At 66.9% G+C, this 24,803-nt stretch carries 27 protein-coding genes; 17 read left to right on the top strand and 10 right to left on the bottom strand.

Translation table 11 applies throughout. From position 1 onward, the window contains the following. The first annotated feature begins 54 nt into the window (after positions 1 to 54). The 3 genes from METLW4_RS0118140 (at position 55) to METLW4_RS0118130 (ending at position 1,554) form a co-directional block, all read left to right on the top strand. Positions 55 to 687 (top strand): TIGR02301 family protein, encoded by a 633-nt coding sequence (locus METLW4_RS0118140; protein WP_083919288.1) that lies wholly within the window; start codon positions 55 to 57, stop codon positions 685 to 687. An 80-nt stretch (positions 688 to 767) separates the two neighbouring features. After that, complete coding sequence (locus tag METLW4_RS0118135; protein ID WP_018267654.1) at positions 768 to 1,025, top strand: hypothetical protein; 258 nt, start codon at positions 768 to 770, stop codon at positions 1,023 to 1,025. 22 nt (positions 1,026 to 1,047) lie between these two features. Then, complete coding sequence (locus tag METLW4_RS0118130; RefSeq protein WP_157235230.1) at positions 1,048 to 1,554, top strand: hypothetical protein; 507 nt, start codon at positions 1,048 to 1,050, stop codon at positions 1,552 to 1,554. A gap of 31 nt (positions 1,555 to 1,585) precedes the next feature. On the opposite strand, the gene METLW4_RS0118125 is transcribed toward METLW4_RS0118130, so the two are convergent. Further along, positions 1,586 to 2,128, bottom strand: a complete 543-nt coding sequence (locus METLW4_RS0118125) for a GcrA family cell cycle regulator (RefSeq protein ID WP_026191605.1) — start codon at positions 2,126 to 2,128, stop codon at positions 1,586 to 1,588. Positions 2,129 to 2,713: 585 nt separating this feature from the next. On the opposite strand from METLW4_RS0118125, the gene METLW4_RS0118110 reads away from it, so the two are divergent. The 6 genes from METLW4_RS0118110 (at position 2,714) to METLW4_RS0118085 (ending at position 8,702) form a co-directional block, all read left to right on the top strand. Then, positions 2,714 to 3,901 carry an aspartate aminotransferase family protein gene (locus tag METLW4_RS0118110; protein ID WP_018267650.1) on the top strand — a complete coding sequence of 396 codons (1,188 nt, stop codon included), beginning with the start codon at positions 2,714 to 2,716 and terminating at the stop codon, positions 3,899 to 3,901. Next, positions 3,898 to 4,848 carry an ornithine carbamoyltransferase gene (argF, locus tag METLW4_RS0118105; RefSeq protein ID WP_018267649.1) on the top strand — a complete coding sequence of 317 codons (951 nt, stop codon included), beginning with the start codon at positions 3,898 to 3,900 and terminating at the stop codon, positions 4,846 to 4,848. Before METLW4_RS0118110 ends, argF begins: the two co-directional genes overlap by 4 nt. A gap of 36 nt (positions 4,849 to 4,884) precedes the next feature. Next, on the top strand, positions 4,885 to 5,850 hold the full coding sequence (locus METLW4_RS0118100; protein WP_018267648.1) for an Hsp33 family molecular chaperone: 966 nt from the start codon (positions 4,885 to 4,887) through the stop codon (positions 5,848 to 5,850). A 201-nt stretch (positions 5,851 to 6,051) separates the two neighbouring features. Beyond that, on the top strand, positions 6,052 to 7,245 hold the full coding sequence (locus tag METLW4_RS0118095; protein WP_018267647.1) for a DUF1624 domain-containing protein: 1,194 nt from the start codon (positions 6,052 to 6,054) through the stop codon (positions 7,243 to 7,245). A gap of 10 nt (positions 7,246 to 7,255) precedes the next feature. After that, on the top strand, positions 7,256 to 7,948 hold the full coding sequence (locus METLW4_RS0118090; RefSeq protein ID WP_018267646.1) for a fumarylacetoacetate hydrolase family protein: 693 nt from the start codon (positions 7,256 to 7,258) through the stop codon (positions 7,946 to 7,948). Between the two features lie 97 nt (positions 7,949 to 8,045). Next, positions 8,046 to 8,702, top strand: a complete 657-nt coding sequence (locus tag METLW4_RS0118085; RefSeq protein WP_043333007.1) for a DsbA family protein — start codon at positions 8,046 to 8,048, stop codon at positions 8,700 to 8,702. 90 nt (positions 8,703 to 8,792) lie between these two features. Here the strand turns inward: METLW4_RS0118085 and METLW4_RS0118080 are convergent, their stop codons facing one another. Together METLW4_RS0118080 and METLW4_RS0118075 are read right to left on the bottom strand one after the other, a co-directional pair. Continuing rightward, positions 8,793 to 9,446 carry a response regulator gene (locus METLW4_RS0118080; protein ID WP_018267644.1) on the bottom strand — a complete coding sequence of 218 codons (654 nt, stop codon included), beginning with the start codon at positions 9,444 to 9,446 and terminating at the stop codon, positions 8,793 to 8,795. Further along, positions 9,443 to 10,843, bottom strand: a complete 1,401-nt coding sequence (locus METLW4_RS0118075; protein WP_018267643.1) for a sensor histidine kinase — start codon at positions 10,841 to 10,843, stop codon at positions 9,443 to 9,445. The genes METLW4_RS0118080 and METLW4_RS0118075 overlap by 4 nt, the downstream gene beginning before the upstream one ends. Positions 10,844 to 11,048: 205 nt before the next feature. Here METLW4_RS0118075 and METLW4_RS0118070 point away from each other — a divergent pair, with 205 nt between their 5' ends. Next, positions 11,049 to 11,561, top strand: a complete 513-nt coding sequence (locus METLW4_RS0118070) for a hypothetical protein (protein WP_018267642.1) — start codon at positions 11,049 to 11,051, stop codon at positions 11,559 to 11,561. Between the two features lie 92 nt (positions 11,562 to 11,653). Here the strand turns inward: METLW4_RS0118070 and METLW4_RS0118065 are convergent, their stop codons facing one another. The 3 genes from METLW4_RS0118065 to METLW4_RS0118055 form a co-directional block, all read right to left on the bottom strand. Beyond that, a complete protein-coding gene (locus METLW4_RS0118065) occupies positions 11,654 to 13,282 on the bottom strand; it encodes a CTP synthase (protein WP_018267641.1) in 1,629 nt (542 codons plus the stop codon). 123 nt (positions 13,283 to 13,405) lie between these two features. Then, on the bottom strand, positions 13,406 to 13,894 hold the full coding sequence (secG, locus tag METLW4_RS0118060; RefSeq protein ID WP_018267640.1) for a preprotein translocase subunit SecG: 489 nt from the start codon (positions 13,892 to 13,894) through the stop codon (positions 13,406 to 13,408). A gap of 117 nt (positions 13,895 to 14,011) precedes the next feature. Beyond that, a complete protein-coding gene (locus METLW4_RS0118055; RefSeq protein WP_018267639.1) occupies positions 14,012 to 14,479 on the bottom strand; it encodes a hypothetical protein in 468 nt (155 codons plus the stop codon). A gap of 233 nt (positions 14,480 to 14,712) precedes the next feature. Between METLW4_RS0118055 and leuB the strand changes: the two genes are divergently transcribed. Beyond that, positions 14,713 to 15,825, top strand: coding sequence for a 3-isopropylmalate dehydrogenase (leuB, locus tag METLW4_RS0118045; protein WP_018267637.1), 1,113 nt, complete (start codon positions 14,713 to 14,715; stop codon positions 15,823 to 15,825). Between the two features lie 163 nt (positions 15,826 to 15,988). Here leuB and ftsH read toward each other — a convergent pair whose 3' ends face one another. From ftsH to METLW4_RS25295, 3 genes are all read right to left on the bottom strand, one after another. After that, positions 15,989 to 17,860 (bottom strand): ATP-dependent zinc metalloprotease FtsH, encoded by a 1,872-nt coding sequence (ftsH, locus tag METLW4_RS25300; protein WP_018267636.1) that lies wholly within the window; start codon positions 17,858 to 17,860, stop codon positions 15,989 to 15,991. An 87-nt stretch (positions 17,861 to 17,947) separates the two neighbouring features. Continuing rightward, on the bottom strand, positions 17,948 to 18,148 hold the full coding sequence (locus tag METLW4_RS0118035; RefSeq protein ID WP_157235228.1) for a hypothetical protein: 201 nt from the start codon (positions 18,146 to 18,148) through the stop codon (positions 17,948 to 17,950). A gap of 69 nt (positions 18,149 to 18,217) precedes the next feature. Further along, complete coding sequence (locus tag METLW4_RS25295) at positions 18,218 to 18,505, bottom strand: TetR/AcrR family transcriptional regulator (protein ID WP_018267634.1); 288 nt, start codon at positions 18,503 to 18,505, stop codon at positions 18,218 to 18,220. A gap of 298 nt (positions 18,506 to 18,803) precedes the next feature. On the opposite strand from METLW4_RS25295, the gene METLW4_RS25290 reads away from it, so the two are divergent. Continuing rightward, complete coding sequence (locus METLW4_RS25290; RefSeq protein ID WP_018267633.1) at positions 18,804 to 19,076, top strand: hypothetical protein; 273 nt, start codon at positions 18,804 to 18,806, stop codon at positions 19,074 to 19,076. Between the two features lie 22 nt (positions 19,077 to 19,098). On the opposite strand, the gene METLW4_RS25285 is transcribed toward METLW4_RS25290, so the two are convergent. Next, entirely contained in the window at positions 19,099 to 21,321 is a 2,223-nt protein-coding gene (locus METLW4_RS25285; RefSeq protein ID WP_018267632.1) for a tetratricopeptide repeat protein, read from the bottom strand. Between the two features lie 226 nt (positions 21,322 to 21,547). On the opposite strand from METLW4_RS25285, the gene METLW4_RS0118010 reads away from it, so the two are divergent. The 5 genes from METLW4_RS0118010 to METLW4_RS0117990 all read left to right on the top strand — a co-directional run bounded on the left by METLW4_RS0118010 (position 21,548) and on the right by METLW4_RS0117990 (position 24,801). Beyond that, positions 21,548 to 22,141, top strand: coding sequence for a hypothetical protein (locus METLW4_RS0118010; RefSeq protein WP_018267631.1), 594 nt, complete (start codon positions 21,548 to 21,550; stop codon positions 22,139 to 22,141). Positions 22,142 to 22,157: 16 nt separating this feature from the next. Then, positions 22,158 to 22,631: a CYTH domain-containing protein gene (locus METLW4_RS0118005; RefSeq protein WP_018267630.1), complete on the top strand. Its 474-nt coding sequence runs from the start codon at positions 22,158 to 22,160 to the stop codon at positions 22,629 to 22,631. A gap of 82 nt (positions 22,632 to 22,713) precedes the next feature. After that, a complete protein-coding gene (locus METLW4_RS0118000) occupies positions 22,714 to 23,328 on the top strand; it encodes a ribonuclease D (RefSeq protein ID WP_018267629.1) in 615 nt (204 codons plus the stop codon). 113 nt (positions 23,329 to 23,441) lie between these two features. Next, positions 23,442 to 24,137, top strand: a complete 696-nt coding sequence (gene lptC / locus METLW4_RS0117995; RefSeq protein ID WP_018267628.1) for an LPS export ABC transporter periplasmic protein LptC — start codon at positions 23,442 to 23,444, stop codon at positions 24,135 to 24,137. A gap of 13 nt (positions 24,138 to 24,150) precedes the next feature. Then, on the top strand, positions 24,151 to 24,801 hold the full coding sequence (locus METLW4_RS0117990) for an LptA/OstA family protein (protein WP_018267627.1): 651 nt from the start codon (positions 24,151 to 24,153) through the stop codon (positions 24,799 to 24,801). The last annotated feature ends 2 nt before the right edge of the window (positions 24,802 to 24,803 follow it).

Here is a 24,803-nt window from a genome sequence, read left to right as displayed (position 1 = left end):
AGGTGACACAACGAAGCGATCGGCCGGATCATCGGACTCGAAAGAGGCGAAGCGATGCCATTCTCGTCAGACAGAAGGATCACGACGAAGAGCGAGCCTGAAGGCTCGCGGTCCTGGCCGGGCTCTGGACCGCGAGCCTTCAGGCTCGCCCTTCCCCTCGCGCTCTCCTGCGCCTTGTTCGCGCAGCCGGCGCGCGCGCAGGATTTTCTGCAGAGCCTGTTCGGCTGGGGCCAGCAGCATTCGGCGCCGCGCGTGATCGAGCAGGCGCCGCAGCAGGGCAAGGCCAAGGCGAAGAAGAAGAACGCCGCGAAAACGCCGCCGGGAGGCAAGCAGCAGGCGCAGCCCAACGGCGCCGCGCAGCAGCCCGCCGCCGAAGGACCGCCGCCGCCCTATGAGCCGCAATTGCTGCGACTTTCCGAGATACTCGGCGCGCTCTCCTATCTGCGCGATCTCTGCGGCTCCGAGGATGGAGAGGATTGGCGCACCAAGATGAGCGCGCTGCTGGAGGCCGAGGCCAAGACGGGCCAGCGCCGGCTGAAGCTGACGGGCGCCTTCAACCGCGGCTTTCGCGGCTATGAGACCACCTATCGCTCCTGCACGCCCAATGCGCGCCTGGCCATCTCGCGCTATCTCGACGAAGGCGGCCGCATCGCGCACGATATCGCGTATCGTTACGGGAATTCCTGACGTCGCGAGCGCGGATGTGCGTTAACCCTCCGGCAAGGACCCGTCTCGCGCGGCGCGCCGCCGTTGATTAGAGTGATCGCATGACGGGCTTTTCCTCCTCCACATTGGACGACGCCGCCGGAGCCGAGCAGCGCCGGGTCGCGCTCGCTTATCTCGCCGAGGCTTTCGCGGAAGCCGCGCTCGCCGGGATCGAAGGGGATTCCTTCGCTCATGTCGCGCTCTCGGCGGCGCTGCACGAGCTCGTCGCCACTTATGGCGAGGAGGCGGTCGCGGCTTTCGTGGAGCGTCTGCCGCGGCGCCTGCGCGACGGCGAATTCTCGAGCGGCCTGCGCCATTGAGCGCGCTCCACGGAGCGTGCGCGTGAAAAAGCCGACAAAACCCACAGTCGAGACGATCTCCGAGCCGCTGCGCGATCTTTCCGCTCTGCCCGCGCCGGTGCGCGCGCTGCGCGAGAAGATACTCGCCGCTTGCGAGACGGGCGACATAGAGGCGCTGCGCATCCCGATCGACTGGAACGAGGTGCGCCCCTTGTTCGAGCGCGGCGCGCGGCGGCCCGCGGGCGCCGATCCGATCGAGACCTTGAAATCGCTCTCATTCGATCGCGCGGGACGCGAGACGCTCTCGCTCGCGCGCGCCGTATTGTCGCAGCCCTTCGTGCGCATCGCGCGCGGGCCGTTCGAGAGCTATGAATGGCCGGCTTTCGCGCGACGTCCGGCGCCGCCGGCGAGCGAGGACGAGGCGCGCGCGCTCTGGTCCTGCGTGCGCTTCGCCGATCTCGCCGCGTCCAATGCCGACGGCCGCCCTAAGGTGATGCGGATCGGCGTCGGCGCAGATGGCGTCTGGCACTATTTCTGGAACGCGGAATGAGCGCGCCGAGCTGTCTCGGGACGAACGCGTCTCAGGCGAGACGCGCGGCGGAACGCAGCTGATCGCGCGCGCGGCGACGATCCTGCACGGGCTGATAAGCGATCTGCGAATGATAGCCGCAATAGGGGCTGCCGCCGCCGCCCGGCGAGCGCGCGCCGCAGAAGCGAAACTCGGCCGATGTCGGATCGCCGATCGGCCAACGGCACATCGACTCTCTGAGCTCCATCAGCGTGACGCGTTCGGACATTGGAATGACGACTTCCTCTTGCGGACGGGCGTCCGGCATCACCAGCGCGCGCGGCGCGAGAGCCAGCGCGACATTGCCGACGATGGCCGGCGCATGTCCGTGATGCATGCGCGGCGCGGCGACCTGCTGTGGGCGTTGCGGTTTCGCGACGCGCGGACGCGCCGCTATGGGCGTCTTGGCGCGCTGCGCGAGTCCGAGACGATGGATCTTGCCAATGACGGCGTTGCGCGTGATGCCTGCGCCGATCTCCGCAGCCACCTGACTGGCGCTGAGGCCATCGTTCCAGAGCTTGCGCAGCATCTCGACGCGCTCGTCGGTCCAGGACATTAGGTCCTCCTCGATTAAGCCGGCTTCAGCCGAGAGAATCGGCGAACGCTCGCGCAACCGGCGACGCCGGAGTCGACAAGACGCACACACACTCGAATGAAGGCGCCACACGAGATATCGTGGGCGATGACGCGAACGCTACTCTACCAGTTGAATCACGCGCAAGAGTCCCTGGCAAGCGAAACGGCGTTCCCCACAAGGTAATGCCGCTCATTCCTCGCAGGTGTTGCGCGAAAGACTCACTATGGGCGTCGAAACGCATGGAATTCCACGCAGGACGACGCGTTCGACGACGCATTTCGCGGCGCGCGAACGTCTCCATATGCGTCATCGGCGTGGGGCGACGCTCCGCGCGGTCGCTCGCGGCCCTTCCGGCGCCGTGGTTTCGCCGCAGTCCCGGCGCCGCGCCGCCTCGAAGAATGCGGCGGGAATGGGATTTGACCCGCGCAAGGGGAGGACCTAGAATGTTTCCACGAGAAAGATGCCGCCCCAGAAGGGCGGCACTTTGATTTTCAGACCCTCGCTGACTGTCGGCGCGGCCAATCGGGCGCCGGCGAGCCGAGGTCTCTGCGAAGGAGTCGCCAAGTGGTTTCGGCGCTGTTTCCGACCTATGCGCGGGCCGATCTCGCCTTCGAGCGGGGCGAAGGCGCCTGGCTCACCGCCAGCGACGGCGAGCGCTATCTCGACTTCGGCGCCGGCGTCGCGGTCAATTCGCTCGGCCATGGCCATCCGCATCTCGTCGGCGCCTTGACGGCCGCCGCGGCAAAGCCCTGGCACGTCTCCAATCTCTTTCAGATTCCAGAGGCCGAGCGCCTCGCGCGCCGCCTCGCGCAGGCGACATTCGCCGATCTCGTCTTCTTCACCAATTCGGGCGCCGAGGCGGTCGAATGCGCGATCAAGACGGCGCGGAAATTCCATGCGGTGGAAGGTCGGCCGGAGCGCTATCGCCTCATCACTTTCGAGGGCGCCTTCCACGGCCGCACGCTGGCGACCATCGCCGCCGGCGGCAATCCCAAATATCTCGACGGCTTCGGCCCGCCGACCGACGGCTTCGACCAGGCGCCCTATGGCGATCTCGAGGCCGTGCGCGCGCTCGTCGGCCCGCAGACGGCCGGCGTGCTGCTGGAGCCCATTCAAGGCGAAGGCGGCGTGCGCGCCGCCCCGCCGCGTTTTTTGGCCGGCCTGCGCGAGCTCTGCGACGCCCATGGGCTGCTGCTCGTCGTGGACGAGGTGCAGACGGGCATTGGCCGCACCGGGCGTTTCCTGGCGGTCGAGCATTCCGGCGTGAGGCCGGACATCGCCGCTCTGGCCAAAGGCATAGGCGGCGGCTTTCCGCTCGGCGCCTGTCTCGCCACGGCGGAGGCCGGCAAGGGCATGACCGTCGGCGCGCATGGCTCCACCTATGGCGGCAATCCGCTCGCCACCGCTGTCGGCAACGCCGTGCTCGACGTAGTGCTGGAGCCGGGCTTCGTGGAGCGCGTCGCCGGCCTCGGCGTGCTGTTCCGCCAAAAGCTCGCCGAGCTCGAGGATCGCCATTCCTCGATCATCGAGAGCGTGCGCGGCGAGGGGCTGATGTTCGGCCTGAAAACGCGCGTGCCCAATGGCGAGTTCGCCGCTGCGGCGCGCGAGGCCAAGCTGCTGACCATTCCCGCGAGCGACAATGTAGTGCGGCTGCTGCCGCCGCTGATCGTCGGCGAGAATGAGCTGGCCGAAGCCGCGCGGCGGCTCGACGCCGCCTGTGTGAAGCTCGAGAGCGCCGGAGCCGCGCGATGACCGTCCATTCGCCACTGACGGGCGTCCGTCATTTCCTCGATATTTCCGAGCTTCCGCCGACGGAGCTGCGACGCATTCTCGATATCGCCGCGGCGATAAAGGCCGCACGCGTGCGCGGCGCGCGCTCGAGCTATCAGCCTTTGACCGGCAAGACGCTGGCGATGATCTTCGACAAACCGTCGACGCGCACGCGCGTCTCCTTCGATCTCGGCATGCGCGAGCTCGGCGGCGAGACGATCATGCTGACGGGCCATGAGATGCAGCTCGGACGCGGCGAGACGATCGCGGACACCGCCCGCGTGCTGTCGCACTTCGTCGACGCCATCGTCATCCGCATTCTTTCGCATGACGATCTCACCGAGCTCGCCCGCTATGCCAGCGTGCCTGTGGTGAACGGGCTCACCAAGCTCTCGCATCCCTGCCAGGTGATGGCCGATGTGCTGACCTTCGAGGAGCATCGCGGCCCGATAAAGGGCCGCACCGTGGCCTGGACCGGCGACGCCAATAATGTGCTGGCGAGCTGGGTCCATGCTGCGAAGCCCTTCGACTTCACAATCAATGTCGCGACGCCGCCGGAGCTCGCGCCCGGCGACGAGCTGGTGGAATGGGCGCGCGCCAATGGCGTGCGGCTCAATCTCACCGCCGATCCTTTCGCGGCCGTCGCCGGCGCCGACGCCGTCATCTCCGACTGCTGGGTGTCCATGGGCGACGAGCAGGAGGAGGCGCGCCGCCATGCGCTGCTCTCGCCCTTCCAGGTGAACGCCAAGCTGATGGAAGCGGCCAACAAGGACGCGATCTTCATGCATTGCCTGCCGGCGCATCGCGGCGAGGAAGTGACCGACGAGGTGATCGACGGTCCGCAATCGGTGGTCTTCGACGAGGCGGAGAACCGCCTTCACGCGCAAAAGGGCGTGCTCGCCTGGGTTTTCGGAGCGAACGGACCATGACTCGACAGGCGAGCAAATGACGCAGCGGACGCGCAAATGACGCGACGGGCGGATGAGGCCATCGCCCGGCCGGCGTCGCCCTTCGCCGAGGACGACAGCCTGCTCCCCTTCGCGGTCGAGCCGCTCGATCTGCGCGGGCGTCTGACGCGGCTCGGGCCGGCGGCGCATTCCATCCTCACTCATTACGATTATCCGCCGGCCGTGGCGCGCCTGCTCGGCGAGGCCGCCGCGCTGACGACGCTGCTCGGCTCGCTGATCGAGTCGCATGGCCGCTTTCAATTGCAGACGCGCGGCGACGGGCCGGTCGATATGATCGTCGTCGATTTCGACGCGCCCGGAAAGCTGCGCGGCTTCGCGCGCTATGACGAGAGCCGCGTCAAAGCCGGCATGGCTCCGGGCGATCTGCTCGGCCGCGGCCATCTGGCGCTGACCATGGAGCACGACCGCGACGCGGCGCGCTATCAGGGCGTGGTGCCGCTGGAGGGCGAAGGCTTCGCCGAGGCGGCGCATCGCTATTTCCGCCAGTCCGAGCAGATTCCGAGCTATGTGCGCCTCGCCGTGGCCGAGAGCGTGACGCCCGCCGGGCGTAGCTGGCGCGTCGGCGGCCTGCTGCTGCAATATCTGCCGGGAACGCCCGTGCGTCCGCGCGATCTCGATCCCGGCGACGCGCCCGCGAGCGCCGCTCTTTCGGACGACAGCGAAGAGGACGCCTGGGTCGAAGGCCTATCGCTGGCGGCGACGACGCAGGATCACGAGCTGGTCGATCCGGGACTCTCGGGCGAGCGCCTGCTCTATTCGCTGTTCCACGAGCGCGGCGTCACTGTCTATCCGACGCGCAGAATCGTCGAATCCTGCCGCTGCTCGACCGATCGCATCGCCAATCTGTTGCGCAGCTTCGCGCCGCAGGACCGCCGCGACATGATCGGCGACAATGGCCGCATCGGCGTGACCTGCGAATTCTGCCGCACGCTGCGCGAGTTCGACCCGGCGGATTTCGAGTAGCGCGGCGCCTCACCTCCCCCTCGAGGGGGGAGGTCGAGCGCCGAAGGCGCTCGGGAGGGGGTGATCCCCGAGTCTCGGGGAGTTTCACCCCACCCCGTCCTGCTTCGCAGGCCGACCCTCCCCCTGAAGGGGAGGGTGAGGGCCGCTGTTTCATTCATTGAGTTTTCGCATTGAATTTTCGATAGCCGACGGAGCGACGTCATGACAAAGACGATGGAGGAAATCCCGAGCATCCCGCGCGACGCCGCGATCGGCGCCGGAACGCGCCTTCTCTCCATCGATCGGCTGCGCGGGCTCGTCATCATCGTCATGGCGCTGGACCATGTGCGCGATTTCTTCGACGCCGATGCGCTGCGCTTCGATCCGACCGATCTCGAGCGCACCTATCCCGCTTTGTTTCTCACCCGCTTCGTCACCCATTTCTGCGCGCCGACCTTCACCTTTCTCGCCGGCGTCTCGGCCTATCTGCACGGGCTCTCGCTCGAGGATCGCGGCGCGCTGTCGCGCTTCTTATGGACGCGCGGGCTGTGGCTGATCCTGCTCGACATCTTCATCATCAGCCCGGTGTGGACAGTGGGCTCGGGCGCGATCGAGCTCGGGACGCTCTGGGCGATCGGCTGCGGCATGATCGCGCTTTCCGTCCTCGTCCATCTGCCGACGCGCGCCGTGCTGGCGATCGGCGCGGCGATCCTGCTTTCGCACAATCTCTTCGACGGCGTTCACGCGGCGCAATTGGGCGGCTTCGCGCCCTTGTGGAATGTGCTGCACGAGAAAGGGCCGCTGCCCTTCGGCCTGCGCGGCCAAGTCTATTATCCCGTCCTGCCCTGGATCGGCGTCATCGCGCTCGGCTATGGGCTCGCGCCCGTCTTTCTCTGGCCGCCGGAGCGGCGCGCCCGCGCGCTCACGGCGCTCGGCCTCGGCTTTCTCGCGAGCTTCGCGGTCTTGCGCGCCACGGGCGTCTATGGCGACGCGCGGCTGTGGCGCAGCTTTCCAGACGGCGCGCGGACCGCGCTGTCCTTTCTCGACATCACCAAATATCCGCCCTCGCTGCATTACGCGCTGGCGACGCTCGGCGTCGGGCTGCTGCTGCTGCCGGCGCTGGAGCGGGCGGGCGGCGCCTTCGGGCGCGCGCTCGCCACTTTCGGCCGGGTTCCGCTCTTCGCCTATGTGCTGCATCTCTACGCCATTCTGGCCGCGGCCTTGCTCGTCGCCATCGCCAAGGGCGTCGATATCAAAGGCCTCGAGAGCGGCGGGCCGCCGCCGGAGAATTACGGGCTCGGCCTCGCCGGCGCCTATGTCATGTGGGCGCTGATCATGGCGGCCATCTATCCCGCCTGCGCCTGGTTCGCGCGCGTCAAGCGACGCCGGCGCGACTGGTGGCTGAGCTATTTGTGAGGAGAGCGCGATGAGCGAAGAATTTCTGTTTCCGCCGCCGGCGCCGGCCGCGCTCGCCATTGCCGGCGACGCCCGGCGCTTTCCCGTGCGGCGCATCTTCTGCGTCGGGCAGAATTACGCCGCCCATGCGCGGGAGATGGGCAAGGACCCCTCGCGCGAGCAGCCCTGCTTCTTCTCCAAGCCCGCCGACGCCGTGGTCGCCAGCGGCGCGACCATCCCCTATCCGCCCCGCACCACGGATCTCCACCATGAGATCGAGCTGGCAGCGGCGATCGGGAGCGGCGGGGCGGATATCGCGCGCGCCGACGCGCTCGCCCATGTGTTCGGCTATGGCGCCGGGATCGACCTCCCCCGCCGCGACCTGCAGAGCGAGGCGCGCAAGGCCGGGCGGCCCTGGGATCTCTCCAAAGGCTTCGACAATTCCGCGCCGTTGGGAGCGCTGGCGCCGGCCGCGCGCATCGGCCATCCGGGCAAGGGACGCATCAGCCTCGCCGTGAATGGCGTAGCGCGGCAGGACGCCGATCTCTCCGACATGATCTGGAGCGTCGCGGAGATCGTGGCGATCCTGTCGCAATTCGTGCGGCTGGAGGCGGGCGATCTCATCTTCACGGGCACGCCGGCCGGCGTCGGGCCGATCGTTTCCGGGGACCATGTGACGGGCGAGATCGAAGGCGTGGGAAGCGTCGCGCTGACGGTAGGGTAGCGATTGGCGCGTCGGCGGCGAGACGCTCTTTCCGCCGATTCCCCACGGCGCGAAAATGCTCTATGGTCCGCCGGTTCCGCGACCCTATGGAGCGTCCATGCCCAGCTTCGACCTTCGATTTTCCCGTCGCGCCGCGCTCGCCGCGGCGGCTCTCGCCGTCTTCGGCCTCGCCGCGCCCGCCTTCGCCCAGAAGGCGCCGAGCGGCAAAATCCCGGTCGAGGAGCTGATGGGGCCGAACGCCCTGCCGGATATCGTCGAAGGCAAGGCCGACGCGCCGATCACCATCGTCGAATACGCCTCGATGACCTGCAGCCATTGCGCGGCCTTCCACAAGGACGTCTATCCGGCGCTGAAGAAGAATTTCATCGACACCGGCAAGGTGAAATTCATCCTGCGCGAGTTCCCGCTCGATCCGCTGGCGACGGCGGCCTTCATGCTGGCGCGCAACGCCGGCGACAAGCGCGACGCGGTGGTCGATCTGCTCTTCGCGCAGCAGAAGAACTGGGCCTTCGTCGACAAGCCGCTCGACGGCCTCGCCAGCGTGCTGAAGCAGACCGGGCTCGGCCAGGAGAAATTCGAGGCGACGCTGAAGGATCAGCAGCTCTTCGAGAATGTGAGCAAGGTGCGCGACCGCGCGGCGGAGAAATTCGGCATTAATTCGACGCCGACCTTCTTCATCAACGGCGACAAATACAGCGGCGAGATTCCCGAGGCCGACCTCGAGAAGATTCTGGCCGAGAAGGCGAAGTCGTAAAGCGCATCAGCGCGAGGCCTCACGAGGCGAGCCTGAAGGCTCGCGGTCCGATCCCGCCCTTGGACCGCGAGCCTTCAGGCTCGCATCTTCTCACATCGACCCCTCGCCGCCGACCAGGCCGGCGCCGATGGCGAGCCAGACGAGATGCGCGTCCGTGCGGGCGCCCATCTTGGATTTGATCTGATAGTGATAATTCTGCACCGTCTTGGCGCTGAGATTGAGCGCCCCGGCGATCTCTTCCGTCGTGCGGCCGGAGGCGACGAGGCGCAGAATCTCCGTCTCGCGCGGCCCGAGATCGTCGAGCGGCGAGCGGCCTTCGGCGAGGCGCTCCGCCGCGATCTCCCGCGCTATGTCGTCGCCGAGCGCGCGGCCGCCATGGGCGACCGTCTCCACCGCGCGGACCAGCTCCGCCGCCTCGCCGCCCTTGGTGACGAAGCCGCTGGCGCCGGCCTCGAACGCCTTCAGCGCATAGGCGGCGGCGTCATGCATGGTGACGACGAGAATGCGCGCCTTCTTGTCCCATTGACGAATATGGCGCACCGCCTCGAGCCCGCCGGCGCCGCCGGCGAGCTGCAAATCCATCACCACCACATCGGGCGAGAATTTGCGATAGGCCTGATAGGCCGCGGCGGCGCTGTCCGCCTCTCCGACGACGCGAAAGCCCGGCTGGCGCTCGAGCAGGCGACGATAGCCCTCCCGCACGATCGGATGATCGTCGACGAGCAGGACCGAGACGCCGCTCACGCCGCCCGTCCGAATGCGCCGACGGCGTTGGAATTGGCCGGCGCCAGCGGAATGCGCGCCGCGACGCAGACGCCATGCGCGGCGCGGTCGATGGAGAGGCTGCCGCCGAAGGCCGAGACCCGCTCGCGCATGCCGAGCAGGCCATGGCCGGCGGAAAAATCGATGCGCGTCGGATCGCCCTCGCCATCGTCCTCCACAGTGAGCGCGACGACGCCGTCATTGGAGGCGAGCCGCTCCACGCGCAGAAAAACCTCGCTCGGCCGGCCGTGGCGCATGGCGTTGGTGAGGCATTCCTGCGCGATGCGGAAGACGCTGGTGGAGACCGCGGGCGGCACGCCGGCGAGATCGCCCATCAGATCGAGATGCACGACCGCGCGCGGCGCCGTCTGCGCATTCCAGCCGGCGACGAGCTGAACGAGGCAGGCCTCGAGGCCCAGCTCGTCCAAATCCTGCGAGCGCAGCCGCGCCAGCGCCTCGCGCAAAGTCATCGTCATGCGCCGCGCCACCTTGCCGATGGAGCGCGCGTCGGCGGCGAGATCGGGCCGATCGGACGCCCCCGCCTCTATCGCCGCGGCGAAGGCGCTGGTCGCCGTCAGGCATTGGCCGAACTCGTCATGGAGATCGCGCGCCAGCGCGCGGCGCTCCTCCTCCTGCACCTCGAACAGCCGCTTGGTCAGCGCGACGCGCTCCGCCGTCGTCTGCGCCAATCGCTCGGCGAGGTCGTTGACGGCGCGGGCGATGAGGCCGAACTCGCCGCTGGTGAAGGATTTGACGCGGTGGCGGTAATTGCCCTTCTCGAGCCGGCGCAGCCCGTCGACGATCGTCTGCGTCGGCGCCAGCGCGTGGAAGATGGCGAGCGCCGCCAGCAGGCAGACGCCGACCGCCATGGAGGCGGCGACGCCGGCGACGATGGAAATCTCGCGCCAGGCCTGCCGCACGGCGGCGCCCTGATCGGCGCGCGCCACCACGGCGCCCGTCTCCGGCTGGCGCACGGTGAGCGGCCGCGACACCGGCGCCGGCGCGCCGAACAGTAGATCGAAAGTGCGGGTGAACCATTGCGGCGCCTCGACGCCGACGCCGTCCATCTGGCTGCACAGCACGCGCGGCTCTTCCACGCCGGGCGCGAAAGTGATGCAGACGCCGGGCGAGACGAGCTTCAATGTGGCGAGCGACTCCCAATTGGGAGTGGGCAATATGTTGTCGCGCCGCATGGAGCCGCGCCAGAGAATCTCGCGCCAGAAGAGATGCTCGAGCTCATGGGCGACGCGCTCGGCCGAGGCCTGCGTCTCCGCGCGGATGGAGCGATTGGCGTCGTCCATCACCCAGCCGATGGCGAGCGCGAGGCAAAATCCCACAATGACGACGAGTCGCATGATGAGGCGAATGATCAATTGCATCGGGCTTCGCTCCGGCTCTCTCCCAGCGTGGCCGAGTAAAGCAGGAATCGCCTTGACCGCCAATGCGATCCGGCCGCCGCTTCGTTTCCCCCCGGGAAGATCGGGCAAAATGCCCGGCGCGACACGGGCTCGAGCGCCCTAGGGCGCGCGGCGGGGAGCGGGCAGGATCGCGCCTCTCCCCGGTCGGGGCTTTCGGAGATTTACGATGAGACAACCATCGATCGCGGCGCGCCTGCCGTCGCGCAACGCCTTTCTGCTCGCCTTCGCCACTCTGCTGCTGGGCATGGCGCTCGCCATCGCCTGGGTCTTGGGCTTTACCCTGTTCTACCCGGACAGCGCGCTCGCCCACGCCATCCCCCGGCGTGACGATCTCATCCGCGCCCATATCGATTATCTGATGATGGCGCAGTTCGTCTTCGTCTTCGCGCTGCTGTTCCGCCAATACGCGATACGGCCGCCGATCTGGATGATCGTCTCTATCTGCTTCGGCACGTTCAACAACCCGCTGTCCTTCGCGCTGCGCGCGCTGAAGCCGAAGATCGATCCGGCGACGCTGCCGCCGGTCGAGCCGCATTTTCCGCTGATCGCGGGCGTGAGCTTCACTCTGACGACGGTGGGGTTTCTGACGGCGGCCTTCCTCGCCGTCCGCGCGGCGTGGCGGGCTGGCGACGCCTCGGCGGCGCCGACCATCGCTCGGAGCCTCGAGCGAGCGGAGTAACTCCGCGCACGACAAAGCGAGCCTGAAGGCTCGCGGTCCAAAGCGCGTTCCCTGGACCGCGAGCCTTCAGGCTCGCTCTTGCCTATCCGAGATCACACCAGCCGGCTCTGCGCCTTGGCCGCCTCGATGAAGCTGGCGAAGAGCGGATGCGGCTCGAAGGGGCGCGACTTCAGCTCCGGGTGATATTGCACGCCGATGAACCAGGGATGGTCGGGAATCTCGACCGTCTCCGGCAGCACGCCATCCGGCGAGGAGCCGGCGAAGGAGAGGCCATGCGCCTCCAGCCGCTCGCGATAGGCGTCGTTCACCTCATAGCGATGGCGATGGCGCTCCGATATATCGCAGCGCCCGTAGATGGCGGCGATGCGCGAGCCGGGCTTCAAATGCGCGGGATAGGCGCCGAGCCGCATGGTGCCGCCGAGATCGCCGCTCGCGGAGCGCTGCTCCAGCGCATTGCCGCGCAGCCATTCGGTCATCAGGCCGACGACAGGCTCCTCGCAGGGGCCGAATTCGGTGGAATTGGCCTTCTCTATGCCGGCGAGGGCGCGGGCCGCCTCTATGACCGCCATCTGCATGCCGAAGCAGATGCCGAAATAGGGAACGCCGCGCTCGCGGGCGAAGCGGGCCGCGAGAATCTTGCCCTCCGCGCCGCGCTGGCCGAAGCCGCCGGGCACGAGAATGCCGTTCACATGCTCGAGATGCGCCGCCGGATCGGAGCTTTCGAACACCTCCGATTCGATCCAGTCGAGATTGACCTTCACCCGATTGGCGATGCCGCCATGCGCCAGAGCCTCGATGAGGCTCTTATAGGCGTCCTTCATGCCGGTGTATTTGCCGACGACGGCGATCGTCACCTCGCCCTCGGGATTGTTGACGCGCTGCGTCACCGCATTCCAGCGGCTCATATCCGGCTTGGGCGCGGGGTCTATGCCGAAGGCGGCGAGCACCTGCGCGTCGAGCCCGGCCGCGTGATAGGCGCGCGGCACGTCATAGATATGGGCGGCGTCGCGCGCCTCGATGACGGCGTTCTCGCGAACATTGCAGAAGAGGCCGAGCTTGCGGCGCTCCTCGCGCGGGATCTCGCGATCGGTGCGGCAGAGCAGAATATCCGGCTGAATGCCGATGGAGCGCAGCTCCTTCACCGAATGCTGCGTCGGCTTGGTCTTCAGCTCGCCGGCGCTGGGGATGAAGGGCAGCAGCGTCAGATGGATATAGATGCAATGCTTCTCCGGCAGCTCATTGCCGAGCTGGCGGATCGCCTCGAAGAAGGGCTGGCCCTCTATGTCGCCCACCGTGCCGCCGATCTCGATCAGGACGAAATCGACATGGTCATTGCCCTCGAGGGCGAATTCCTTGATGGCGTTGGTGACGTGAGGGATCACCTGGATGGTCGCGCCGAGATAGTCGCCGCGCCGCTCCTTGGCGATGATGTCCTGATAGATGCGCCCGGTCGTCACATTGTCCTGGCGACAAGCGGGACGTCCGGTGAAACGCTCATAATGGCCGAGATCGAGATCGGTCTCGGCGCCGTCGTCGGTCACGAAGACCTCGCCGTGCTGGTACGGACTCATCGTGCCAGGATCGACGTTGAGATAGGGATCGAGCTTGCGCAGCCTCACCGTGTAGCCACGCGCCTGAAGCAATGCTCCGAGCACCGCTGACGCCAAGCCCTTGCCGAGTGAGGAGACCACGCCGCCGGTGATGAAGATGTACCGCGCCATGGGAGCTTACGCTTATCGCCTCTGGATCGATTCGGAAAAGACTTTTTTCGTCGGCCGGCGGAATTCCACCGGCCGTTCGCTGGCCGAAGCTGCGAAAGGCGACCCTCGCGAGCCGCCCGCGCCTCACTTCTGCTCGGCCGGAGCCTTGTCTGCGCCCTCCGGGGCTTTCGCCTCCGGCTCCTTCGCGCCTTCCGTCGCCGGAGCGGCGGCGGGCGGCTCGGCGGCCGACGGCGTCGCGCCCTGGCGCTGCTGCTGGACGCGCTGCAGCTGGTCGAAGATGCTCTCTTTCTTCTCCGCCGGAGCCGGCGTCGAAGCGCCGGCCGCCGGCGCCCCGGCCGCCGGAACTTCCTTCAGCTCCAGCTTGGCGGGATCGAGCCCTTCGCCGCTGCCGCGCTCCCAGGCCGGAAGAACGGTGAGCGCGATGCTCGTGAGAAAGAAGATGGCGCCCAGAATGCCGGTGGCGCGGGTGACGGCGTTGGCCTGGCCGCGGCCCGTGAACAGGCCGCCGCCTCCGCCAATGCCGAGCGCGCCGCCCTCCGACTTTTGGTAGAGGATCAGCACGACGAGAGCGACCACCACCATCAGGTGGATGACGATGATAACCTGCTGCATGAACCGCTATCTCCCGGCGCCCGGTTTCCGCCCGCCCCGCGGCCCGCGCATGTTCTTGTCGCGGGCCTTCTACACCAATTGCGCGGGACTAGGGAAGGGGCGGCGACGGCCGCCCTATCAATAGGCCTTGCCGTCCTGGCCCTTCCAGCCGCTCGGGGCTTGATCGAAGCGCGTCTCGTCCTTGAATTCGATCGTGGCGCCCGGCTCGATATATTGCCGGCCCTTGATTTCCTGATTGGAGACGGTCGTCGAAAAATATTTGCTGGCCGAGCAGCCCTCCTTCACGGCCCCGGCCTCATCCGGCTTGCAATCGAGATTGGCGCCCTTGGGGAATTCCGCCGTGCCGGTGAAGTAGAATTCGACGGCCTTATGGCCGGCGCCCTCGACGTCCAGCTGCCAGAAACGCGACACCTCGAATTTGACCACCTTGACGTCGGGATCGAACTTCTGCTTCAGCCGATTCTCGAACACCGAGCGGGCGTTGTCGGCGGTCGGATCGCAAGAGAACAGGCAAAAGGCCTCGGCGCGGCCGGCGGTGAGCGCGGTCGCGAGCAGAGCGGCCGCCACGATCTTCGATTTCGACATGAAACGCGTCTCCTCTTTTCGTTTTTTTCCTTCGCTCCCGCCGAAAGAGATCGGCGCGAAGCGGGGCTCCTTATGGGGCTCGGAACGCAGGCTGCACGGCCGTCGCGATCCCGGCAAGCCGGCCGCCGTGGACAGATTGTCGCATCACGATGGATTTCTCCGCGATGTTGCCTTGCGGCGGCGCGCGCCTTATTGACGGCGCAACCCCGAGAACCAGAGATAGAGAGGATTTCATGGCCGCCTACAAGCTCCTTCTCCTGCCTGGCGACGGCATCGGCCCGGAAATCATGGCCGAGGCCGAAAAGCTCATCGCCTTTCTGAGCGCCGCCGGCGTCGCCTCTTTCGAGACGGAGAAGGGCCTCGTCGGCGGCTCCGCCTATGACGCCCATGGACAGGCGATCAGCGAATCCGACATGGCCCTCGCTCAGAGCGCCGACGCCGTGCTGCTGGCCGCGGTCGGCGGGCCGAAATGGGACGGGGTGCCTTATGACGTGCGCCCGGAGGCCGGCCTGCTGCGCCTGCGCAAGGATCTCGCCCTCTTCGCCAATCTGCGCCCCGCCATCTGCTATCCGGCGCTGGTCGACGCCTCCTCGCTGAAGCCCGAGCTCGTCGACGGCCTCGACATAATGATCGTGCGCGAGCTGACCGGCGGCGTCTATTTCGGCGAGCCCAAGGAGATCACCGATCTCGGCAATGGCCAGAAGCGCGGCGTCGACACACAGGTCTACGAGACCTATGAGATCGAGCGCATCGCCCGCATCGCCTTCGAGCTCGCCCGCAAGCGCTCTAACAAGGTCACATCGTCCGAGAAGGCCAATGTGATGAAGTCCGGCCTGTTGTGGCGCGAGGTGGTGACCGCCCTGCACGCCCGCGAATACGCCGATGTGCAGCTCGAGCATATGCTCGCCGACGCGCTCGGCATGCAGCTCGTGCGCCGGCCCAAGCAGTTCGACGTGATCGTCACCGACAATCTCTTCGGCGATCTCCTGTCGGACGTCGCCTCCATGCTGACCGGCTCGCTCGGCATGCTGCCCTCCGCCTCGCTCGGCGGGGAAGACGCCGCCACGGGCAAGCGCAAGGCGCTCTATGAGCCCTGCCACGGCTCCGCGCCGGACATCGCCGGCAAGGCGCTCGCCAATCCGATCGCCATGATCGGCTCGCTGGTGATGGCGCTGCGCTATTCCTTCGGCCTGATCCCGGCCGCCGACGCGATCGACAAGGCGATCGCCGACGTGCTGGCCGCCGGCCTGCGCACGGCCGACATCGCCGGCCCGACCGACAAGCCGGTCTCCACGAGCCAGATGGGCGACGCGATTCTGGCGGAGCTGAAGAAGACGCTGGGGTAAAGACGACGGTCGCGGGGCTCTTCCTTCTCCCGCTCGCGGGAGAAGGTGGCCCTCGCGTCAGCGAGGGTCGGATGAGGGCGCCAAAATCTCGGCGTCACACATGGACGACCGCTCTCGACCTCCGAACATCCGGCGAGCCTGGAGAGCCCTCATCCGGACCCGGCTACGCCGGGCCACCTTCTCCCACCAGTGGGAGAAGGGCGCGCGCATCGATCAGCGCTTTAACCTCATCCCTTATCGGCTCCAGCTCCTCCTCCGTGAACGTCTCCTTGTCGAGCAGGCGCTTCGCCGTCTCCTCATGCACGTTCGCGCATTCCTTCAAAATTCGCGACGCGCGCAAAAAAGCCTCTTCCACCAGCTCCCGCACGGCGCGGTCGATGCGGGCGCTGGTCTCCTCGCTCGCGTCGGAGCGCTGGCCGAGATCGGCGATGTCGAGATAGCGCGGGCGCTCGGCGATATAGGAGGCTTGGCCGACCGCGGGCTCCATGCCGTAGCGCGTCGCCATGGAGCGCGCCATTTCGGTCGCGCGCTGCAGATCGTCGGCGGCGCCGGTCGTCGCCTCGTGGAACACATTCATCTCCGCGGCGCGGCCGCCCAGCAGAACCGTCATGCGATTCATCAGCTCCGAGCGCGTCATCAGATAGCGGTCCTCGGTCGGCGTCTGCATCGTATAGCCGAGCGCGCCCATTCCACGCGGAATGATCGAAACCTTCTTGATCGGGTCCATATCCGGCAGCGCCATGGCGACGATCGCATGGCCCATCTCGTGATAGGCGACGATGCGCCGCTCGCGCGGATGCAGCAGGCGATTGCGCTTCTCCGGCCCGGCGATCACCCGCTCGATCGCCGATGTGAAATCGTCCGGCGTCACCGAGACCGCGCCGCGGCGCGTCGCCAAGGTCGCCGCCTCATTGACGAGATTGGCGAGATCGGCGCCGGTGAAACCCGGCGTCATCGCCGCGATCTGCGTGGGATCGACATCGGCGCCGAGCTTTATCTTGCGCAAATGCACGTTCAATATCGCAGCGCGGCCGATCTTGTCCGGCCGATCGACCGAAATCTGCCGATCGAAACGCCCCGCGCGCAGCAGCGCGGGATCGAGCACCTCGGGCCGATTGGTGGCGGCGAGCAGCACGACGCCGGCGCTCGGATCGAATCCATCCAATTCGGCGAGCAATTGATTGAGCGTCTGCTCCTTCTCGTCATGGCCGCCGGAAAGGCCGGATATTCCGCGCGCGCGGCCGAGCGCATCCAATTCGTCGATGAAGATGATGCAAGGCGCGGAGGCGCGCGCCTGCGCGAACAGATCGCGCACGCGCGCGGCGCCGACGCCGACGAACATCTCCACGAATTCCGAGCCGGTGATGGAGAAGAAGGGGACGCCCGCCTCGCCCGCCACGGCGCGGGCGAGCAAAGTCTTGCCGGTGCCGGGCGGCCCAACGAGAAGAATGCCTTTGGGGACGCGCGCGCCCAGGCGCCCATAGGTCTTGGGGTCCTTCAGAAAGGCGACGATCTCCTGCAATTCCGCCTTCGCCTCGTCGACGCCGGCGACATCGGCGAAGCCGACCTTCACATCCGTCTCGACGAAAATCTTGGCGCGGCTCTGGCCGATCTGCATGACCGAGCCGAGGCCCTGCGTCATGCGGCGCGACAAATAGCTCCAGACGAGAAAGAACAGCGCGATCGGCACGACCCAGGAGAGCAGGGTGGAGGCCCAAGTGTTCTCGACGATTCCCGAATATTCGACATTCGCCGCCTCGAGCTCTGCGGCGACGTCGGTCGGCACGCGCACGGCGACGATCTGCTTGCGCCCATCCTTCATCGGCTCCTTGAGCGTCGCGCGCATCATGTCGGCGCCGACCTCGACCGAGGCGATCTTGCTGTCGCGCAGGAGGGTCTGAAGCTCGCTATAGGGGACGACCTCGGTCTGCCGATAGACCGTCCACATCTGCTGCAATATCAGCACGCCGATCAGCGCCAGCAGAAAATAGGCGAGATGAAAAGACCAGGCCTTGTCCTTCGGGGGCTGCTCCATCGGTCTCGCCTCATCGTCGCCAGAGCTCCGCGCGCATGCGCAAGAGAGACCAGGCGCGCGGAAAGAAATATAGGAGCCGCCGCGAGCTTATCCATCGGCGCGCATGTCGCGGCCCGCTCTCGACCATTTGCGCGCGACGGAGCGTTTGGGCGCGCCTCGCGCAGCCGCCTCTTTTTTGGCGCGCGTTTCTAGCGCCGGCGCGCCGCTCGCTCTCTGCGCCGCGCCTTCCTCGACCACGCTTTCTGGCGCGAGGCAGGCGGCGAGCACGCGCTCAATCAGTGGACGCATCGTCGCTTCATCGGCGTTCTGAAGCGCCTCCACGCCGAACTCCGGCAGGCTGAGCGCGCGCGCAGCGTCTCATTCTCGCGCTCGCGGAACAGGTCCTCGGCATAGCGCGCCGAGGCTGCGCCCCTCCGCGACAATCTGCCGCTCCCTTTCTCCCGAGGCCGTCAGCGCCGCCGCAAAGAGCTGCTCCTTGGAGCCGAAGGCGCGGTGGACGAGCGCGACATCCACGCCGAACTCGGCCGCTATGTCGCGTAGCTTCACGTCCTCATAGGAAGCCGAGCCAAAGCGCGCGAGCGCCGCCTGGAGAATGCGCTCGCGCGTCTTCTCTCCGCCGCGGCTTTCTTTCCGCTTCGCGCGCATCTCGAAATCCTTTTCGCCCCGACGCGCGCAAAATATGCGCGCGTCGCCGAGGGGCCGTCGGATATGCGGCTCGTCGGCTCAACAATCGTTGACTTTTTTCGAGTCTCACGTATTTTCTACCTCGTTCTACGCTGCTGGAGCGAGCGCGAAGATATTTCGAGCGGCGATCACTTTCGAAGCCGTCATTGCAGCACGCCAAATGAGAGCGCAGCCGATTCCGCGAGGTTTTCGGCGCCGTCGCTTTCGTCTGGAGCATCGATCATTCCATCGAGCGTCGCTACAATGAAGAAGGATTGAGATGAAAGGACGCATTCACCTTCTCGACCCCGATCGACCGGACGAGGCGCTCGAGGTCGACATCATCGCCCATGACGAGGCTGTGCTTTCGGTCGGCGTGCCGAACACGCATGTCAGCTTCGATCTCTTGCGCCAGGACGCGAGCGCGCCCTATCGCGGCGTGCTCGGCGGGCGCAGCTTCCTCTTCACGCCGCCGGCCCCGCGTCGCCGCTCGCCGGCGCGCGAAGCCTCGCCCGCCGCCGCTCCCAAAAAGCGAACGCTCCAGAAGAGCTGAACCGGCGAAGGCCGGCGGTCCTTCAATGGCCGCCGCGCGCCGCCGCCTCGAGAAAATCCTCGAGCGCGCGAATATAATCCATGTCCTCGAAGGCTATGCGCTTCTCGGCGGCGACGCGAGCGGCGAGCGCGGCGCGATGAACGCGGTTGCGCCCCAGCCGCACGGCGATCTCGACATAATGATCGAGCGAGGAGGCGATGGTCTCCTCGCAGCCGATGCGGCGCAGAATCGCGGCCGTATGCCGCCCGCGCATGAATGCGCCCTGCAATGTCACGATGGGACGATCGGCGCCGAGAAGATCGAGCGTCGAGCGGCCGCCCGACCAGCCGGGCGTGTCGAGAATGACATCCGAGGCCGCCGCCGTCGCAATGAAGAGCTCCTGCGGCATTTGCGGCAGAATGACGCAATGATCTTCCGCGGAGAGTCCCGCGTCGGCGAAGACGCGCTGCATCCGCGCGCGGAAGACGGACGTCACCTCCTCGCTCTTGGCGAAGGCGATGAAGAGGAATTTGCACGGTCCGACCGCCGCGGCGATGCGCGGATAGACGGAGTCATAGCAGGGCAGATATTTGTAGAGCGCCTGTCCCGAGAAGAAGATCGGCGCATGCGGCTCGGCGTCGAAGAGCGAGCGATCAAGCTTTTGCAGCGCGAGCGTCTCCGCCTTGTAATGCAGGCCGAGATTGGGCAGAAGCGCGAGACGCTCGGTATAGAAATGCTCGGCGCCTTCGGGCTCCATCAGCGCGCTCGACAGAAAATGGTCGATCGTCGGCATGCCGCTCGTCTCCGGCTGGCCCCAGGCCATGCATTGCACGGGCGCGAGACGCTGCGCCGCCAGCCAGCCCGACACGGGATCCATGCCGATCTCTGGATAGAGCAGAACATGCGGCGCCGCGGCGACAATGGCCTCGCGCCAACCTTCCGGCGTCGAAGGCTCGCGCGGAAATTGGTCGCAGGCCTGCGCGGCGCGAATCGTCTCGGCGTCCTCGGTCTTGCCGGTATGGAAGCCGATGATCTCGAAACGCGCGCGATCGAGCTTCTCGATCCAGCTCTCGAGAAAAAGACGGAACACGGTATGGCGGCAGAAGAAGCCGCTGACGATTCCAACGCGTATGCGCTCGCCCTCCGCCGGCGGCGACGCGAGCGGCGCGGCGGGATGCGCCTGCGCGAGCGTGCGGCAGGCGAATTCGCCATAGAGCGTCTGCAATTGCCGATCGTCCTCGCCCTGATAGGGAAGGAAGAAGGGCTGCGTCGCGGAGACGGCCGGCGCGAGCGCGGCGGCGATCTCGGCGTCCTGCGCGGAAGCGGCGAGCGCGGCCAGCGCCTGCGCATAGCGCGCGCGGCGAATGGCGACCTCCTCCTGCGTGCCATAGAGGATCGGCAGCTCCGCCATGCACAGCGCGATGCGCGCGCGACCGTGGCCTGGATCGGCCGCGATAGCCGCGCGATGGCGCGCCACCGCGTCATCGGTGCGTCCCTCGAGATGCAGCAGGCAACCGAGATTATAATGCGCGTCGGAGAGATCTGGCTTCAGCGCCAGCGCGCTCTCATAGCAGACGATCGCCTCGGCATGACGGCCGAGCTCCTGCAGCACGACGGCGAGATTGTTCCAATAATTGGCGTCGCCGGGCGCGAGGCGCACGGCGACGGCGAGATGCGCGGCGGCCTCGCTCCAGCGGCCGCGCCGCATCAGCCAGCGGCCGAAATTGCCCTGCGCCTCGACGAGCCGCGGCTCGAGCTCTATGGCGCGCAGAAAGGCGGCCTCCGCCTGCGCGGCGGGGCCGATCTCCGCCAGCGCATTGGCGAGATTGTACCAGATGACGGCCTGATCCGGCGCGCATTGCGCGGCCTCGGCGTAATGCCGGGCGGCGTCGGCGCCATGGCCGAGCTCCATCAGCGTGCTGGCGAGATTGCAATGCAATGCGCCGGAGTCCGGCCGCAGCGCGACCGCGGCGCGATAATCCACGACCGCCTCCTCGAGCCGCCCCAACGCGCGCAGAGCGAGCGCGCGGCTGTTGTGATGGATCGCCTGTCCAGGCGCCAGGGCCATCGCCTCGCCGATCAAGGCGAGGCCCGTCTCCGGCGCGCCGCGCTCCGCCTCCAGCAGGCCGAGAAGATGCAGGCTGTCGGCATGCTTCGGCCAGCGATCGAGAACGCCGCGATAGAGCGCCGCGGCCTCGTCGATCGCTCCCGCCTCATGGCGCGCGCGCGCCTGTCGAAAAGCCGAATCCGGCGTGATGTCGTTCATGCGTGCGAGTGATCCACGAATCGGGCCGAGCCGCGCATTGGGACTATCTCGGACGCCAGTGTTGCGCCATCTTATTCGCCGTGTTTCCGAACGGCGAATGATAGCGCCATCCTCTCCGGCCGCCGCCGCGCTAAATGTCGTGTCGATGCGTCATTCGTCACGACGCCGATTGCAAGCCTCGGTAGGCTGCGCGCCAGCGGCGCTCGCCGTGAGAGTGAGAGGTCCCATGGACGCGCTCCAGCCGAATGCGACGCCACGTTGGGAATGGCGCATCTTCGGCGCCGATCTCGCAGCGCTGGAAAGCCGGCTCGGCTCGCCGACGAGCCTGCCGCGCCGCAGCGACGAGACCTATCTGCTGAACGCGCTGACGCCGCATTCCGCGAAGATTCGCGACGAGGCGCTCGAGGTGAAGCGTCTGCTGCGCGTCGACGACGGGCTGGAATTATGGGAGCCGGCCTTTCGCGCGCCCTTTCCGATGACGGCGGAGCGTCTCTGCGCAGCCGCCGCGGCCCTGGCGCTGCCGCTGCGCCATCTCGATCGCGCCGCCTATGACGAGGCGCATTTTCTCGCGGAGATCGTCGCGCCCTGCCCCGCGCTGCGCGCCGTCGCGGTGCGCAAGTCGCGGCTGCGCTTCTCCTTTCGCGGCTGCGCGGCGGAATTCGTGCGAATGCAGATCGGCCCCGCGCCAATGGAGAGCGTCGCGCTGGAGAGCGAGGACGAGCGGCGCCTCGCCGAGGCGCTCGCCGCGCTCGACGCCGATCCGCGGCTCAATGTGAATTTTCCCAAAGGCGTCGAGCGCGCCGCCGCTCTGGCGATCTAACCAGGAGGAGGAAGGAATGGGCGTCGAGATCGAGCGGAAGTTTCTGGTCACGCGCGAGCTGTGGCGGCCGCGCAACGACGGCGTGGCCTTTCGCCAAGGCTATCTCTCGCGCGCCGAGGATCGCGTGGTGCGCGTGCGCATCGCCGGCGGCGCCGCCTTTTTGACGATCAAGGGCCGAACCTCCAACGTCACCCGCTCCGAGTTCGAATATCCCATTCCCGTCGAGGATGCGCAGATCATGCTCGATCGCCTCTGCGAGCGGCCGCTGATCGAGAAGACGCGCTATGAGGAAGTGTTCGGCGGCCATATCTGGACCGTGGACGTGTTCCTGGGCGAGAATGACGGGCTCATCATCGCCGAGATCGAGCTCGGCTCCGAGGAGGAGAGCTTCGACCGCCCCGGCTGGCTCGGCCGCGAGGTCTCGGGCGATCCGCGCTATTTCAACTCTGAATTGTCGAAGCGGCCCTTCGGCTATTGGGATGCGCCCTAACGGCTCCGAGCCCCCCGCTTCGACAAAGCCCCCGGAAATCGGCTAAAGATCGCTCTCCCTCGAGAAAGCGAATCAAAAGCCCATGACCATCCGCCTGCATACGGGCGACCTGCCGGACGGCGCCGATCTCGGCCCCGTCGTCGCCATAGACACGGAAACGCTCGGCCTCAATCCGCATCGCGACCGGCTCTGCCTCGTCCAGCTCTCCGGCGGCAATGGCGACGCCGATCTCGTGCGCATCGCGCCGGGGCAGACCACGGCGCCCAATCTGACGCGCATGCTCGCCGATCCGAAGGTGCTGAAGCTCTTCCATTTCGCACGCTTCGACATCGCCATTCTGGCCAAGACCTTCGGCGTGATGGCGGAGCCCGTCTATTGCACCAAGATCGCCTCCAAGCTCATCCGCACCTACACGGATCGCCATGGGCTGAAGGATCTCGTGCGCGAATTGCTCGGCGTGGAAATCTCCAAGCAGCAGCAATCCTCCGACTGGGGCGCGGCGACGCTCTCGGACGCGCAGCTCGCCTATGCGGCCTCGGACGTGCTCTATCTCCACGCGCTGCGCGAGAAGCTCGACGCCATGCTGGCGCGCGAGAGCCGCGCCGATTTCGCGGCCCGCTGCTTCGAGTTTCTGCCGACGCGCGCGCGGCTCGATCTCGCGGGCTGGCCGGAGACCGATATTTTCTCGCATGAGTGACGCCTCGAATTCGCCATGCGGCCGGCGTTATCTCGCGGCGGCGGCGGAGCGTTTTCGAGCGTGGCCGGAACCCGGATCGAGGATGACGCGCAGAATTGGCGGGCAGAATTAGAATGAACGACGCCTCGTCGCAGACCGACAGACGCGATCGGCTCGCCTCCATCATCGCGCCGAGACGCGACGCCATTCCGCAGGCGCGGCGCCATTCCCAGCGCGTCGCCCGGCTGCGGCGCTGGCTGCTGTGGGGCAGCGGCGCGATCGTCGCCGCCGTGGCCGTGGGCGTGGCGCTTCATTCTCTGCGCTTTCTGCCGGCCGATCTGCGCTTCTCGCGCATCGCCATGCAGGGCACGCGCATCACCATAGAGAGCCCCAAGCTCGTCGGCTATCGCAAGGACGGCCGCCCCTATGAGCTGCGCGCCCGCACGGGCATTCAGGATATCGCCAAGCCCGATATGTACGAGCTGGAGCAGCTCGAGGTGCATATTCAGAGCGACAATGAGACCAATGTCGTGCTGACGGCGGAACATGGCCTCTACGACGCCAGGGTCGACCGCGCCGATCTCTCCGGCGGCGCGCGCGTCGTCGACGGCAAGCATTATGATTTGCGCACGGAAGCCGCGGTCATCGATTTTCGCGGCAATATCGTCACCTCCGACCATCCGACCAGACTGACGCTGGACAAATCGGTGGTGACGTCGCAATCGGTCGAATTTTCGCAGAACGAGCGGCGCGCGACATTCTCCGGCGCAGTGCATACGACGCTTCCCGGCGACGACGACGCTGGCGCGGCGGAAGGATCGTCTCCATGAAAATGATCGCCAAATGAAAATGATCGCCAACAAAATAATCACGTTGAAAGTGATTCCCGTCCTCACGGCCGCGCTTCTGGCCGCAGCGCCGCTCGCCGCCAAAGGCCGCTCCGGCGGCATTCTCCCCGGCGCCAGCGCCAAGGACCCTGTCGACATAGACGCCGGCAAGCTCGACTATTTCGACAAAGAGCAGAAGCTCGTCTATTCGGGCAGCGTCGTCGTCGTGAACGGCCCTTCCACGCTGAAGGCCTCGCGGCTGATCCTGCTGCTCGACAAGCCGCAGCAGGGCCAGGAGAGCAATGGCGGCAGCGACCGCGTTCGCCACATAGACGCCGAAGGGCCTGTGACTCTGGTCTCCAAGGATCAGATCGGCACGGGCGATCGCGGCAGCTACGACCGCAGCGAGAACAAGGTCTATCTCTTCGGCAATGTGACGCTGACCCAGGGCGACAGCGTCGTGAAGGGCGACAAGCTCATCTATGACACATCGACCGGCCAAGCGACTGTCGTGGAGAAGCCCGGCCAGCGCGTGCGCAGCATCTTCACGCCCAGCGAGGCCAAATCCAACGAGGCCAAGCCCAATGAGGCCAAGCCCAACGACGCCAAGAGCGAGAAGAAGGAGAAAAAGGAGCCCGCTCCCGCCGCCGAGCGCCGCGCCGACTGAGC

The organism is Methylosinus sp. LW4, assembly GCF_000379125.1.
Lineage (GTDB): Bacteria > Pseudomonadota > Alphaproteobacteria > Rhizobiales > Beijerinckiaceae > Methylosinus.
The sequence above is the reverse complement of the archived record's forward strand: the minus strand, read 5'-3'. Positions and strand labels throughout refer to the sequence as shown.

Coding starts and splice junctions, on each gene's coding strand:
- METLW4_RS0118070 (WP_018267642.1), top strand. CDS start 11,049: ATGAGACAACCATCGATCGCGGCGCGCCTGCCGTCGCGCAACGCCTTT.
- ftsH (WP_018267636.1), bottom strand. CDS start 17,860: ATGGAGCAGCCCCCGAAGGACAAGGCCTGGTCTTTTCATCTCGCCTAT.
- METLW4_RS25290 (WP_018267633.1), top strand. CDS start 18,804: ATGAAAGGACGCATTCACCTTCTCGACCCCGATCGACCGGACGAGGCG.
- lptC (WP_018267628.1), top strand. CDS start 23,442: ATGAACGACGCCTCGTCGCAGACCGACAGACGCGATCGGCTCGCCTCC.
- argF (WP_018267649.1), top strand. CDS start 3,898: ATGACCGTCCATTCGCCACTGACGGGCGTCCGTCATTTCCTCGATATT.
- METLW4_RS0118065 (WP_018267641.1), bottom strand. CDS start 13,282: ATGGCGCGGTACATCTTCATCACCGGCGGCGTGGTCTCCTCACTCGGC.
- leuB (WP_018267637.1), top strand. CDS start 14,713: ATGGCCGCCTACAAGCTCCTTCTCCTGCCTGGCGACGGCATCGGCCCG.
- METLW4_RS25295 (WP_018267634.1), bottom strand. CDS start 18,505: ATGCGCGCGAAGCGGAAAGAAAGCCGCGGCGGAGAGAAGACGCGCGAG.
- METLW4_RS0118005 (WP_018267630.1), top strand. CDS start 22,158: ATGGGCGTCGAGATCGAGCGGAAGTTTCTGGTCACGCGCGAGCTGTGG.
- METLW4_RS0118010 (WP_018267631.1), top strand. CDS start 21,548: ATGGACGCGCTCCAGCCGAATGCGACGCCACGTTGGGAATGGCGCATC.
- METLW4_RS0118095 (WP_018267647.1), top strand. CDS start 6,052: ATGACAAAGACGATGGAGGAAATCCCGAGCATCCCGCGCGACGCCGCG.
- secG (WP_018267640.1), bottom strand. CDS start 13,894: ATGCAGCAGGTTATCATCGTCATCCACCTGATGGTGGTGGTCGCTCTC.
- METLW4_RS0118125 (WP_026191605.1), bottom strand. CDS start 2,128: ATGTCCTGGACCGACGAGCGCGTCGAGATGCTGCGCAAGCTCTGGAAC.
- METLW4_RS0118055 (WP_018267639.1), bottom strand. CDS start 14,479: ATGTCGAAATCGAAGATCGTGGCGGCCGCTCTGCTCGCGACCGCGCTC.
- METLW4_RS25285 (WP_018267632.1), bottom strand. CDS start 21,321: ATGAACGACATCACGCCGGATTCGGCTTTTCGACAGGCGCGCGCGCGC.
- METLW4_RS0118140 (WP_083919288.1), top strand. CDS start 55: ATGCCATTCTCGTCAGACAGAAGGATCACGACGAAGAGCGAGCCTGAA.
- METLW4_RS0118100 (WP_018267648.1), top strand. CDS start 4,885: ATGACGCGACGGGCGGATGAGGCCATCGCCCGGCCGGCGTCGCCCTTC.
- METLW4_RS0118075 (WP_018267643.1), bottom strand. CDS start 10,843: ATGCAATTGATCATTCGCCTCATCATGCGACTCGTCGTCATTGTGGGA.
- METLW4_RS0118090 (WP_018267646.1), top strand. CDS start 7,256: ATGAGCGAAGAATTTCTGTTTCCGCCGCCGGCGCCGGCCGCGCTCGCC.
- METLW4_RS0117990 (WP_018267627.1), top strand. CDS start 24,151: ATGAAAATGATCGCCAACAAAATAATCACGTTGAAAGTGATTCCCGTC.
- METLW4_RS0118085 (WP_043333007.1), top strand. CDS start 8,046: ATGCCCAGCTTCGACCTTCGATTTTCCCGTCGCGCCGCGCTCGCCGCG.
- METLW4_RS0118035 (WP_157235228.1), bottom strand. CDS start 18,148: ATGCGTCCACTGATTGAGCGCGTGCTCGCCGCCTGCCTCGCGCCAGAA.
- METLW4_RS0118135 (WP_018267654.1), top strand. CDS start 768: ATGACGGGCTTTTCCTCCTCCACATTGGACGACGCCGCCGGAGCCGAG.
- METLW4_RS0118000 (WP_018267629.1), top strand. CDS start 22,714: ATGACCATCCGCCTGCATACGGGCGACCTGCCGGACGGCGCCGATCTC.